We start from the raw sequence: 13,009 nt of genomic DNA, 5'->3' as shown, positions 1-13,009 counted from the left end.
AAAGCGGAATACATATGATAGACTTTAAAGAAAACCTTTAGCGGTGTAAAGTTCATAATCAATATATTTCATATTTCTAGTGGGGGGAATCTTCATCATGGCAGCAAACAAAATGCGTTCAGACATGATCAAAAAAGGCTTCGACCGCGCTCCTCACCGCAGCTTGCTGCGGGCCGCAGGCGTGAAGGACGAAGATTTCGGCAAACCGTTTATCGCGGTGTGCAACTCTTATATCGATATCGTGCCGGGACATGTCCATCTACAGGAATTCGGCAAGATCGTCAAAGAAGCAATCCGCGAAGCCGGCGGTGTACCGTTTGAATTCAACACCATCGGTGTGGACGACGGCATCGCGATGGGCCATATCGGAATGCGGTATTCCCTGCCGAGCCGGGAAATTATTGCCGACTCCCTGGAAACCGTAGTATCCGCGCACTGGTTCGACGGCATGGTCTGCATCCCGAACTGCGACAAAATCACGCCCGGCATGATGATGGGCGCGTTGCGCGTCAACATTCCGACCGTGTTCGTCAGCGGCGGCCCGATGAAGGCCGGCGTGGACAGCAAAGGACGCAAGCTGTCGCTTACTTCCGTATTTGAAGGCGTCGGCGCTCACCAAGCCGGTCAAATCAGTGATGATGAACTGCTGGAACTCGAACAATACGGCTGTCCTACCTGTGGCTCCTGCTCGGGCATGTTCACAGCCAACTCCATGAACTGTCTGGCTGAAGCAATGGGCTTAGCGATGCCGGGCAACGGAACGATCCTGGCCGTAGCCGAAGAGCGCCGCGAATTCGTAAGACAATCCGCACGTCAGCTCATGGAACTGATCAAGATCGACCTCAAGCCACGTGACATCGTTACCAAAGAATCGATCGATAACGCGTTTGCACTCGATATGGCCATGGGCGGCTCCACGAATACGGTGCTGCACACGCTCGCCTTGGCTCAGGAAGCAGGAATCGATTATCCGCTTGAACGTATCAATGAAGTAGCGAACCGCGTGCCTCACATCGCCAAGCTGGCACCGGCTTCCGATATTTTCATCGAAGATGTTCATCGTGCCGGTGGCGTAAGCGCCGTGCTGCATGAATTGCTCAAGAAACCAGGAGCCATTTTCGGAGACCGGATCACGGTGACAGGCAAAACAATCGCCGAAAACGTGGAAGGCTGCGAGATCCTGGATCATAACGTCATCCATCCGATCGACAAGCCGTATTCAGAAAAAGGCGGTTTGGCCATTCTGTACGGCAACCTGGCTCCGGAAGGCTCCGTTATCAAAGTTGGCGCCGTAGATCCTTCGGTTGGCGGCTACCATAAAGGTCCGGCCATCTGCTTTGATTCCCAGGAGTCGGCACTCGAAGGAATCGCGAACGGCAAAGTGAAGGAAGGCAGCGTCGTTGTCATCCGCTACGAAGGGCCGAAAGGCGGACCGGGGATGCCGGAAATGCTGGCGCCTACGTCGCAAATCGTCGGCATGGGTCTCGGCGCCAAAGTCGGCCTGATTACCGACGGACGCTTCTCCGGCGCTTCCCGCGGCATCAGCATCGGCCATATTTCTCCGGAAGCCGCCGAAGGCGGGCCGATCGCCTTTGTCGAAGACGGAGACATCATCGAGTTGGATTTGAACAACCGGAAAATCGAGCTCCAGGTCGATGACGAAGAAATGGCGCGCCGCCGCGCCAACTGGAAAGGCTTCGAGCCTAAAGTGAAGACCGGCTACCTGGCGCGTTATTCCAAGCTCGTTACCAACGCCAGCTCCGGCGGGGTATTGAAGATCTAAATATTCATAGTGAGCATAAGAAAAAACCGTCCGTGCTGTTGCCGGACGGTTTCTTTTGTATCCTGGATATATAAGTGCTATGAGCATGGAATCGTCGTGCTTAAAACCGCCTCTTCTTCGATTTCTTCATTCTCTTGTTTTGCCGCCATCTTCCGGTGAGACCCGTCCGTCAAATACTGTTTGACGAGATAATCTATCGGCATCACTATCAGCTTGGGAATCAATTGCTCGGCGGACTGCTTTACCCGGGAGTTTCCATCCGGATGAATAACGCGAAGCAAAAATTTTAAGTACCATTGCGATGACTTGGCAAACCATCCTTTCTGAAGATCCGTAACCGTGAAGCCGAATTTCTCCGGCCCACGGTTAATCATGCTTACGCCGTATAACGCCTTGACGTCATGCAATTCGCGATGATCCACTACATGCTTTGCCAGCTTCGGCAACTCCTTCTCCATGTTACGCACCATTTTAATGGCCAATTGCATTGAAGATTTGGAACGCGTACCGATTTCGAACAGCTTTTTATTGTCAAAATGAAGTTCCATGATCCGGTCTCCGTTGCAAAGCTTGATTCCCCCGATCATTTCAACCGGATCCCCGTGATATGGGCGGATTCGAAAATACAAGAACGGGTCTTCCTTGTTGGCCGATTGAAGCTGGAACACCAGATGGAATATTTTTTCCCATAACAGCCATAAAGAAACAACGCAGCGCTTGGTCCAGGACAACGGTTGGGGCACGGCCGGGGTGACTTTCTCATCGGAGCTCATTCGGGTTCCTCTCTGTCTCGCCGATTCGCTTGTCGCAATCATTTCATCGACCCGGATGCTTCTCAACTTCCGCTTCTCCGCTTCCTTCAGAACCCTTTCCAGAGCGACCAGCATTTCTCCCGGTGCCCCGCTGTTAGCTCCCAGCGTTGAACCGCAATCATGCAGCAGGAATACTTCCCCGCCTCGGAGCTTCTTCATCATTCGATTCGTCAGGCGGTCAGCGCCGAGCCGTTCGCGCCAATCGCTGAACATCGCGGACCAAAGCACGATTTGGGTATCGTCACGTTTTGCAAAATCAAACAGGTTTACAATGCCCCATGGCGGACGGTAGTAATTGGTCTTGTCTCCCGTAACTTCCTGAATAATCTTGCTAGTTTTTTGAATCTGTTTCTTAACGGCCGCGGGTCCCATAAACCAGTTTGTCTTATGAACGTAATTGTGGATACCGATCAAATGTCCTTCTTCATGCATCCGTTTCAACAAATCGGGATGTTTCTCCGCATTGGAACCGACAACAAAAAAGGTTGCCTTGGCATCATAGCGCTTCAGCAAGTCCAGTAATTGCGGGGTATAAACGGAATCGGGACCATCATCAAAAGTAAGTGCAAATGTATCGTCTCTCGCCCCGCGCCTAAAAACACGAAAACCGAATATGCGTGTAATCAGACCGGGTATGAACGCATATAGCGATGAAATATAGAACAACCACAGCAGCAAAGTCTCCATGTCGTTTTTCCCCACTTTTCTATGATCAATGACTTTGTCATGCCCTAAAGCATAGCATCCCCATTATTTTATCATACACGACACACAATTAGTGCCCTTTTTTAGAAAAGAGTCTGGATGATTTGCCAGTTCCCGCTGCTCATGATCCCTGTTCAGCCAGCATATCCAGCGTCTGCCGGAACAAAGCAGTTGCCTGATTCGGAGAACCTTCCGGCCGGTTCTGCACAAGTACGGCAACCGCATATTTCGGGTTCCCGACCGGACCGTATCCGATGAACCATTGATGATTGAGTTTCTTCCCGCCTTTTTTTATCTGAGCGGTACCGGATTTGCCGGCTAACGGCCACTTCGCCTGTTTTAGGGCACTACCCGTTCCGTCTTCCACCACTTGTCTCATCCAGTCCAGCAGTAGCCCCGCCGTATGGGCAGATATCCTTTGCCGGGTTCTGCCGGTGGTATGTACGGGGAAATTGGCCATCACGGAACCGTCTCTAAAACGAATCTGCGTAACCAGACGCGGAAAGGCGACTTCCCCGTCATGAAGCAGCGTAACGACCAGATTTGCAGCTTGAAGCGGAGTTACAAGCACATCGCGTTGTCCCAAGGACGTCTGGGCTAACACGCCTCCATCCATGTTAACATCGGGACTGAATACGGCTCCTTTCTCTTCCTGGTCAATCTGTGATAAATCTTCTCCCCCCATAAAAGCGCGCTGACTCCAACCGATTTTACGGTTTAGTCCGAGGCTGTACGCCGTCCGCTCGATGACATCCGCGGAAAGGCGCTCTCCAAGGGTAGCAAATACCACATTGCAGGAATTTGCAAATCCTTCCTTTAACGTGATGTCTCCGTGTCCGCCTTCTTTCCAGCACGATAACCCGTATTTGCCGTAATGTCCGGAACAGTGAAACACCTCGCCCGGAAAAGTAACATGGCCTTCCAAAGCGGCAGCCGCAATTACGGTTTTAAAAACGGAACCGGGGGCAACGGCTTTCACAGCTCTGTTGCTCCAGTCCCCGCTGCTTAAATCTACATGTACCGGGTCATAAAACGGGCGGGAAACCATCGATATGACGTCTCCCTGCCTTGCATCCAACACAACGACAGCGCCTTCCTGCACATTCAACCGGTCAACTATTTTCTCCAACTGCTGTTGAATACCGTTATCGACCGTCGTAGCGATTTGAACCGGATAATAAGGATTGGACTGGCCTTCCACCCTTGTCCCGATTTGCGGGAAAGGCCGTTTTTTTCCGTCAACCGAATAGTAAACCCGCGTTCCCCCGCTTCCCCGCAGAAACCGGTCCATGGTTCTCTCCAGTCCCGAAGCCCCCACCTGCATGGTCAATGGAAATGGATAGGTCTTGCCGATTTTACGAATCACTTCCGGGCGCTGGGCCACATAGCCAAGCCATTGATTTCCTCTCATCCCGGCCGGATATCGCTCCATGAATGGAAGCACTTCGAATCCGTTTACAGGCGGCCAAGCACCTCCGCGATGATCCCAATAAAGAGCGTTGTCCTGCGTATTGAGTTCGCCATATCCCAAGACTGGACTCGCAGCCGGCAGAGCTTTTTCTTTTGGTTGCCGCCACTTTTGTGGTCTCAACAGACCGCTCCAGAGCAACTTCAACTCCGCCGGGGATATGCCAAGACGATTGGCCAATCCTTTGATTTGGGATTCATCCGGTAGTTCCGAAACGGGAAACAGAGTCGGTCTCCAAGTGGTAAAGCCCGTCAGCGACATCCCGTTACGATCCACAAAATGCCCCCGCCCCGAATCCAGCATAATTCCCTCCTCCCGCTGTCTGACCGCCATTTCATTCATCGTTTTTCCCGAGGCGGTCAGAGGCAAATAGGCAGAGGCCCACTGAATCCAGGCTATTCGCGCAACAAACACGGCAATAACGATTATGAAAGCAATTAAAATATAGAATATGCGTTTTTTGTGCAATAATGACATGCTAATCGCTCCCGCTTGTTTTCCCTCCATTATTTCCTGGGAAAAGCAGGTTCACACGCCGACAACAAGGCAACCGGCAAATAAATAAAAACCACCGGAGCAAAAGCTCCGGTGGTCTTAAATCATTAGTTATACGGTAAACTTGGATAAAGATTCCTTCAATCCGTTAGACACATTCTCCAGTTTATTCGACAATTGAACGAGCTGATCTCCTACCGTTTGCTGTTCACTGCTAAGCGATGCAACCTCCTCGGATGTAGCTGAGGATTGTTGAGCAACCGCGCTTACATTGCCCATCGCTTCCGAAAGAACGTTCTGCGAAGCATTCAATTCATCAATGGAAGACGTAACCGTATCCAGATGGCGAATGAACCCTACCATCTGCTCCTGCACGGAAACGAAAATCTGACTTGTTTCCTTCACCGAACTGATTTGTTCCTGGAACAGCGGGCTGGCATCCGACAAAGCCTGAACCGTTTCGTTCATCTCTTGCTGAATGTTATCCGTAATTTGTCCTACCATCGTAATGGATTGCCGCGATTGATCCGCCAGTTGCCGGATTTCATCGGCGACTACCATAAAGCCGCGTCCCGCTGCGCCTGCCCGAGCTGCTTCGATCGTAGCATTCAGGGATAAAATATTCGTCTGCTGAGTAATATTCTGCATAACTTCAAGCACTTTCATCACCGACGAAGTACTTGCTTTCAGGGAATCCACCTTCTCGGTTAACGAGTTGATCATGTCGACGGTCATATTTGTTTTATCCAAGAGCCCATTCAAATATTCCGTACCGGTTTGACTTGATTTCTCGACCTGGTGCGCCGATTCCTCCATCTCTTTGTTAGCATGGATAACCAGTTCCATTTGCCGGGAAATATTCTCGGTCAAGGTGTTGCCGCGTTCGGCTTCGTTTGCAAGACTGGTTGCCCCATTCGCGATTTCTTCCGTGGCTACGGCGATTTCTTTGGCTGACAGTGCCGTCTTATTGGAAGCCTGAGTCAGCTCGGTCGCCGTATCCAGAACATCCTGTGCCGAGTGATTCGTTTGTTTTACGAGTGCCGTAATATGCTCCATCATAAGATTAAAACTGCCCGTCAACTGGCCAATTTCATCTTTGGATTTCGTTTCCATCCGGACATTCAGGTTACCTCTTGCGCCTTCTTCCATCAGATTTCTCAAATTACCCAATGGATGGGCAATCATTCTTACCATCCACATCGCAATGAGGATCGTAATGATCGCTACTACGGCCGCAGAGATATATGTAGTCAGCAAAATACCGTTGGCGTCTTTAATCAATTCCGCTGTTGCTACCGTTCCAACCAGTTTCCATCCGGTGGCTTGCTGAGTATTGAAGACGGCAAGAACCGATTTTCCGTCGGTATTTTCAGTTATGATGCTACCTGTCGTTTGGTCTCCCGCTTTATCCATATGAATTCCCGTTGGCTTGCCCTCTTGCCCGTCGACCGAAGAACCGACTACCACGTTATCCGCGGCAAGCATTTGGATTTCCGAATTTTTGCCGAGATTGACTTCTTTCAAATATTCGGTAAGTACTTCCAGGTTAACGTCCGCAATCAGAATGAAACGCTTCATGCTGTTCACGCTTTGAACCGAACGAACCAGACGGAACATGGACGTTCCCGAACTTTTCTCCTCAGGTACGTTCATCCACAATACTTTTGTGCTTTGGGAAGCCTCTTCAAACCACGGTTCATTCCGAACCGATTCCAAAAAAGTCATGCTAGTGTTTCCCGAGGTTACGTCATCTACGATTTTATCGGGCGATATCATGTATACAGCAAGAATGCCCTTCGTGGAAAACGTCAAACCGTTCAACCGCGTTCTCATTTTGTTCGTTACCGTAAAGCGCTCATAATCCGAAATGTTGGGGAGCGAAGCTTCCATAATCGCATTCTGCATCTCGTCATCCAAAAACATCTGCTGGAGATTTTCTTCGTACTTTTTGAGCACGATGTCCAGTTTCTGCGAAGTTTGAACAATCGTCTGCTGGTTGGCGCTTTTCGCGTTTTCCTGGATGGTCCCCTTTGCCATTTGGTAAGAAATAATACCGATCGTCAATACGAAAAACATAATAGCAATAAAAAAGATCAAAAATAAACGGACACCAACCGATTTGCTGGGATTCATTTGGTTGGGCAGCATTTTTCCCAAAGATGATGTTGTTTTGTCCTTCAATCCCACGATGAAGGATTTTTTACTACCTTCTTTTGTAGCTCCTAAGCCCTTCTTCTTGGTTTCCTTGCTGTTACCCTCTTGGTTCTCTCTCTTCGGAACCAGACCCATTTCAATCACCCACCGCTCATAATAGTCGTCGCACCCTCAAAACTAGGCTTGAGGTCATGCTCAAAATTACTTACTTTCTTTACATATCTATAACATGATTCGACAGTAAATGACGACTTCCTCTTTAATATCGGTAAATTGAAGGGCTGAATTTAAATTTTTCCGTTAAAAATATCAACGAAACACAAAAAGGGGTCTTTCGTCCTAATCCTCAGTTTTCGTGCAAACGATTTATCACAAAGGCATCCTTGAATACGGTATCATTAGGAAAATGGAAAGTTATTTTTTGGGAATATTGTGGCGTTTCTATGAAGAAAGCCTCGGCAGTTTTCTAAACTTTGCCGAGGCTCAAAATGAGAGAGTATATTATTTTCTTTTCCGCATCATGTCAAAATAAAAAACCGGCTGATCCACCTTGATTTTGACTCGTTGCAGCGGATGACGGGCTGCATCAAGCTCATTGCCCTCTTCGTCCCAGATTGCGGTGACGGTCTGTTTGAAAAAAGTGTCTCCCGGGCCGAAAAACTCGACTTCCTGTCCCGGTTTGAAGTGGTTGCGCTGCTGAATGACTGCCATACCGTTGGTTTCGTCATACTCAAGAACCAGTCCGGCAAAATCATAAGGAGCCGCCTTTTCTTCCGGCTCGTAAATATGATCTTCGTGATCCGGCGTGTCATAGAAAAACCCGGTATTCAACGGACGGTTCGCCGCCTTGTTGATCTCCTCGATCCATTCCGGCTTCAGGACGTAGTTTTCCGGGTCGGCCATATAAGAATCGATCGCTTGGCGGTACACATTGACTACCGTTGCCACATAATGAATCGACTTCATTCGCCCTTCTATTTTGAAACTGTCCACGCCAACATCGATCAGGTCCGGGACATGCCCGATCATGCAAAGGTCTTTAGAGCCCATTGTGAATGCATTATCCTGCTCTTCGAACAAAGGCAGCTGCGTCACCCCGAGCTGGAATTGGCGAAGCACCGGGTCGTCCATCGCTTCTTCTTCCGAAATCCAGGCCGTTTCAGGCCGGCTGTCCTCGAACAGATCGTATTTCCAGCGGCAGGATTGGCAGCAGCCTCCCCGGTTGGAGTCGCGGTCCGTAAAATGGTTGGACAACACGCAACGACCGGAATAGGAAGAACACATTGCGCCATGAATGAACGCTTCGATTTCAACGTCGACATGCTTTTTGATTTCTTCGATTTCTTCCAGGCTCGTCTCCCGACCAAGCACGACCCGGGGCAAGCCTTCCTCTTTCCAAAATTTCACGGCCTGCCAGTTCACCGTCGACTGCTGGGTGCTAAGATGGACTTCCAGTCCGGGCACCGCCCGGCGGGCTGTATCTACAATAATCGGATCGGCGACGATGACTGCGGAAATTCCCGCCTCGTACAAATTGCGCAGGTATTCCTCAATCCCCTCCAGATCCTCGTTATGGGCATAAATATTCGTTGCGACAAACACTTTGGCGCCGTATTTTTTGGCAAACTCGACCCCTTCGCGCATTTCCTCGAAACTGAAGTTGTCCGCATTGGAACGAAGGCCGTATTTTTGTCCTCCGATATACACGGCATCGGCCCCGTAGTGAATCGCGAATTTCAGTTTTTCGAGGTTTCCCGCCGGCGCGAGCAATTCTGGCTTCTCCAGCCGGTACCGCTTTCCGGTGTATTTCGGTATGTGTCTCTCCGCTGTTTGCATCTTCGTTCACCTCTTGAATTAAATAATCCCGCTTTGTGCAATGCAGCCGGGACTGCAGAAAAGTTTGGGCCTTCGATCGCTGTTGCAGTTGGATTGTTTGATTCACCAAATTCAAATTAGGTAACAATCCAACCGCAAAGGCGAACGCTAACGCTTCTCCGACTCCAAATTTCCCTCCGTCCCTCTAAATTGCACTTTTAAAAATTGATTTAATACACCTGTTCCTTGTAGAAGAAACCGAACGAAAGCTCGCGCTCGGGATCTTGGATCCCCCGGATGCTCTCAATCCAGGCTTCGTCAAATTCATAATTTTCAGGGTCCTGAAAATAGGCATCGATCGCTTGGCGATAAATGCGGATCACCGTTTCGTTGTACACTGACGGCTTGAACAAGGTTTCGATCTTGAAGCTGTCCACCCCGGCCGCCATCAGCAGATGCAGGTCCTCCAAAATGCAAATATCGTCCGAACTCATAATGTGAGTCCCGTTTGCATCTTCATAGATCGGGAATTTCTCATCAGGGCGCTCCGCTTCAATCAGAAATAGACCCCGATCCTTGTCCAGGCCTTCGCCTTCCACCGGCCGGCCTTGATGAGTCATATAACTGCGGACAAGGCGTCGTTTGGAATGATAGATATTCGTCATTCCGTGTACCTGAACTTCCGAGTCTACCTTGAGCTCAGGCTGCATCTCCGTAATCTCATCCATGTTCAATTCGCGGGCAAGCACGACGCGGCTGGCCCCTTTAGTGCCCCAATAATTGGCTGTGGAATAGTTCGTCGAGGTCATCTCGGCGTTCCAGTGAAGCGGGATTTGAGGAGCGATCTCCCGGACGGTCTGAAGCACGGCAGGATCCCCGAATTGGATTCCGTCGATTCCTGCCTCTGCCAGCTCCTTCACATAATGCCGCAGCCCGTCCAATTGTTCGTTGTGCATCAATTTATTGATGCTTACGTAAACTTTGGCCTCGCGTTCGTGTCCGGTCTTTACGGCCTCCGCGATATCCGCAGTTGAAAATTCGCCCGGCAGGCGCATTCCAAACTTGGCCTCGCCGATCAGCACCGCATTTGCCCCCGCTTCCAGATAAGCTTTCACTTCGGTCAAAGAGCCTGCGGGAACAAGCAGTTCCGGTTTGTTTCCCATGTATATCCACCTCTGTTATTTGGCCATAGCCTTGCTTTTCTTGATGTTCTTTAAATGCTCTTCATACGTTTTGGCGAACAGATGCTCACCGCTGCCGTCTTTTTTGGTCACATAAAAGAGATACTCCGATGCCTCCGGCGCAAGTGCCGCTTCAATCGATTTCAAACTGGGCGCGGCGATGGGCCCTGGCGGAAGTCCTTCATACAGATAAGTGTTATAAGGACTGTCCACGCTTCTTAGGTCGGAGTTTAACAGCCGCTCCTTAGGCTTTCCAAGCAAGTACTGGACGGTCGCGTCAATTTCGAGCTTCATTCCTTTGGCAAGCCGGTTATAAATAACACCGGCCACAACGCCCCGTTCGGAATCCGCAACCACTTCGCGCTCAACCAGCGAAGCGATCGTCATCAGTTCATTCAGGTCGATTCCGCGCTGAGCCAACTTCTCTTGGTAATCCGGAATTCCATTCAACCGGTTAGCCGTTTCGTCCAGCATTCGCTGCACGATGTCCGCTTCGCTGCTCCCTTTTTTCAGTTCGTAGGTTTCCGGGAACAAGTATCCTTCTAACTTATAGGTGAGCTGGTCATTTCCCGGCAGATCGGCAAGCAGCGCATGATTCAATCCTTCGGCCTTCTTGGCCAGATCCAAAAAGATCTCTTTCTTGATAATTCCCTGTTCAACCAGCTTTTCCGCCATTTGCGTCACAGTGAATCCTTCCGGAATCGTAAAACGGATCATTTCCGCTTTAATCACATCGCCGCTGTTCAGCTTGGCGATAATCTCGTCATACGTGACGCCCGGCTTCAATTCGTACACACCGGCTTGGAACCGGCTCCCCTCCGACTTCCATTTCAAATAGGAAAGGAAGAAAAATGAATTTTTTATCAGGCCTTGATCTTCAAGTATGTTCGCAATGCCGCCCGTTCCGGTTCCAGGCTCAATCGTAAATTTTACCGCCTGTTCCGATTGCTTTACAGGCTGCATCCCGTTATATACATACCAGCCGCCGGCCGCGCCGATGACGATAATAATCAGGAGGATCGAAACCAGCCATTTCAGTACCTTCTTCAATAAATCAACCCCTCTTAGCCCCGCAGACCAACTAAAGTTTATTCTTTGCAGCGGGAATCCCGTAAATGAATAACTCTTGACAATTCAAAAAGAGCGGTTGTCCCGCCCTTCTCAATCCGATCTATATTACCACAGGTATGCCTTCCCGGTCTATTCCGGGAAGGTCAATTCATCATACAATTCAGACACATTTTCCCACTCTTCGTCGTCATCGATCGTAACGAGCTCCAGGGAGCCGTCAGCAGCCGTCAAAATTTTGAAAATTTCATGTTCTTCGTCACCATCGCCGCTTTCCGGGCGAAGTACGGCGTAAGAAGCTCCAACTACATCAAATTCCTTCTCGACGTTGTAATAAGAAACCTTACCTGAATCATCCTGCAGTTCCACTACAGGACCAAAAGCGTCGCTGACTCGCGAGGTCCAAACCACCTGATCCGCTGAATAATCAGTCACGGTCATCCTCCCCGTCAAACTCATCGATGAGCGTATTAAACGTCTCTTCAACGATTTCCCACTCTTCATCGCTCTCGATGGTATACAGTTTCAGGTCATCTCCGTCTTCTTCGTAACGGAATGCGTATACTTCTTCGCTCTCTTCATCTTCACTTTCAGAGGAATCCAAAGGAACGACCATCATATACTTGGCATCCGAACCGTCGACTTCGAATTTCATAATTACTTCGAATTCTTCCTCATTGCCCTCGTCGTCGGGGATATAAATAATTTCCGGTTCTTCTTCATTGCCGATACGATCTTTAGACATGTGCGATCACCCTCACCTTTGACTCTTAGAGTCCAAATAATTTTGCAAAATCAAACTCGCGGCCATTTTATCAACGACCCCTTTGCGCTTTTTCCGGCTGACATCCGCTTCGAGCAAAGTCCGATGGGCGGATACCGTGGTCAAACGCTCATCCCATAAATGAACGGGAATCTGAAGAAGACTCTTCAGCTCCTCGGCAAAGGCCATGCATATCTCTCCACGGGGTCCGATCGTACCGTTCATGTTCTTAGGAAGCCCGACAACGACTTCCTCGATCCCATGCTCCGATACCAGTCCGGCGATGATTTCGAGATCTTCGCCTTCACGGCGGCGCTCAATCACCATGAGCCCTTGGGCGGTCCAGCCGAAAGCGTCACTGACGGCTACACCGATCCGCCGGTCCCCGTAATCCAAACCTAATATTTTCATGCAATCTCCTAACGGTGGCCGGCAAGATAATATCTGACCAGCTCTTCGATCAATTCGTCGCGCTCTTTCTTGCGAACCATGCTTCTCGCATTATTATGGCGCGGAATATATGCCGGGTCTCCGGACAATAAGTAACCTACAATCTGATTAATCGGATTATAGTCTTTCTCCTGGAGAGCCTCGTAAACCGCAAGTAGGATTTCCTGTGACGACGCTTCCTGCTCATCGCCAGTGACGTTGAACTTGACGGTTTTATCCATGGAGTCCATGATGACACCTCGCTTCTTCAGACATGCGGCAAATCCGCAGCCGATTTCGTCATTATATATATTTACTATATCATATCATGGGCCC

At 49.7% G+C, this 13,009-nt stretch carries 11 protein-coding genes; 1 reads left to right on the top strand and 10 read right to left on the bottom strand.

Going from position 1 to position 13,009, the window contains the following annotated elements; genetic code table 11:
* Positions 1-97 precede the first annotated feature (97 nt).
* Positions 98-1,783 (top strand): dihydroxy-acid dehydratase, encoded by a 1,686-nt coding sequence (gene ilvD, locus DFP94_RS00315; protein ID WP_181872977.1) that lies wholly within the window; start codon positions 98-100, stop codon positions 1,781-1,783.
* 77 nt (positions 1,784-1,860) lie between these two features.
* Here the strand turns inward: ilvD and DFP94_RS00310 are convergent, their stop codons facing one another.
* The 10 genes from DFP94_RS00310 to DFP94_RS00265 all read right to left on the bottom strand — a co-directional run bounded on the left by DFP94_RS00310 (position 1,861) and on the right by DFP94_RS00265 (position 12,924).
* Complete coding sequence (locus DFP94_RS00310; protein WP_114494471.1) at positions 1,861-3,282, bottom strand: polysaccharide deacetylase family protein; 1,422 nt, start codon at positions 3,280-3,282, stop codon at positions 1,861-1,863.
* Positions 3,283-3,421: 139 nt separating this feature from the next.
* Positions 3,422-5,245, bottom strand: a complete 1,824-nt coding sequence (locus DFP94_RS00305; RefSeq protein ID WP_114494470.1) for a peptidoglycan D,D-transpeptidase FtsI family protein — start codon at positions 5,243-5,245, stop codon at positions 3,422-3,424.
* A gap of 129 nt (positions 5,246-5,374) precedes the next feature.
* Positions 5,375-7,552: a methyl-accepting chemotaxis protein gene (locus DFP94_RS00300; RefSeq protein ID WP_114494469.1), complete on the bottom strand. Its 2,178-nt coding sequence runs from the start codon at positions 7,550-7,552 to the stop codon at positions 5,375-5,377.
* Between the two features lie 366 nt (positions 7,553-7,918).
* On the bottom strand, positions 7,919-9,253 hold the full coding sequence (locus tag DFP94_RS00295; protein ID WP_114494468.1) for a peptidase U32 family protein: 1,335 nt from the start codon (positions 9,251-9,253) through the stop codon (positions 7,919-7,921).
* Between the two features lie 209 nt (positions 9,254-9,462).
* Complete coding sequence (locus tag DFP94_RS00290) at positions 9,463-10,395, bottom strand: peptidase U32 family protein (protein WP_114494467.1); 933 nt, start codon at positions 10,393-10,395, stop codon at positions 9,463-9,465.
* A 15-nt stretch (positions 10,396-10,410) separates the two neighbouring features.
* Entirely contained in the window at positions 10,411-11,463 is a 1,053-nt protein-coding gene (gene mltG, locus DFP94_RS00285) for an endolytic transglycosylase MltG (protein ID WP_114494466.1), read from the bottom strand.
* Between the two features lie 150 nt (positions 11,464-11,613).
* A complete protein-coding gene (locus DFP94_RS00280) occupies positions 11,614-11,916 on the bottom strand; it encodes a DUF1292 domain-containing protein (RefSeq protein WP_181872976.1) in 303 nt (100 codons plus the stop codon).
* Positions 11,909-12,226 carry a DUF1292 domain-containing protein gene (locus DFP94_RS00275; protein ID WP_114494464.1) on the bottom strand — a complete coding sequence of 106 codons (318 nt, stop codon included), beginning with the start codon at positions 12,224-12,226 and terminating at the stop codon, positions 11,909-11,911. Before DFP94_RS00275 ends, DFP94_RS00280 begins: the two co-directional genes overlap by 8 nt.
* Before the next feature lie 12 nt (positions 12,227-12,238).
* A complete protein-coding gene (ruvX, locus tag DFP94_RS00270; RefSeq protein ID WP_114494463.1) occupies positions 12,239-12,655 on the bottom strand; it encodes a Holliday junction resolvase RuvX in 417 nt (138 codons plus the stop codon).
* 8 nt (positions 12,656-12,663) lie between these two features.
* A complete protein-coding gene (locus tag DFP94_RS00265; RefSeq protein WP_114494462.1) occupies positions 12,664-12,924 on the bottom strand; it encodes an IreB family regulatory phosphoprotein in 261 nt (86 codons plus the stop codon).
* Positions 12,925-13,009: the final 85 nt, after the last annotated feature.

Source organism: Fontibacillus phaseoli, from assembly GCF_003337355.1.
GTDB classification, from domain to species: Bacteria; Bacillota; Bacilli; order Paenibacillales; family Paenibacillaceae; genus Fontibacillus; species Fontibacillus phaseoli.
This window is presented reverse-complemented; position numbering and strand designations above follow the sequence as displayed.

Coding starts and splice junctions, on each gene's coding strand:
- DFP94_RS00305 (WP_114494470.1), bottom strand. CDS start 5,245: ATGTCATTATTGCACAAAAAACGCATATTCTATATTTTAATTGCTTTC.
- DFP94_RS00300 (WP_114494469.1), bottom strand. CDS start 7,552: ATGGGTCTGGTTCCGAAGAGAGAGAACCAAGAGGGTAACAGCAAGGAA.
- DFP94_RS00290 (WP_114494467.1), bottom strand. CDS start 10,395: ATGGGAAACAAACCGGAACTGCTTGTTCCCGCAGGCTCTTTGACCGAA.
- DFP94_RS00265 (WP_114494462.1), bottom strand. CDS start 12,924: ATGGACTCCATGGATAAAACCGTCAAGTTCAACGTCACTGGCGATGAG.
- ilvD (WP_181872977.1), top strand. CDS start 98: ATGGCAGCAAACAAAATGCGTTCAGACATGATCAAAAAAGGCTTCGAC.
- DFP94_RS00295 (WP_114494468.1), bottom strand. CDS start 9,253: ATGCAAACAGCGGAGAGACACATACCGAAATACACCGGAAAGCGGTAC.
- ruvX (WP_114494463.1), bottom strand. CDS start 12,655: ATGAAAATATTAGGTTTGGATTACGGGGACCGGCGGATCGGTGTAGCC.
- DFP94_RS00310 (WP_114494471.1), bottom strand. CDS start 3,282: ATGGAGACTTTGCTGCTGTGGTTGTTCTATATTTCATCGCTATATGCG.
- DFP94_RS00275 (WP_114494464.1), bottom strand. CDS start 12,226: ATGTCTAAAGATCGTATCGGCAATGAAGAAGAACCGGAAATTATTTAT.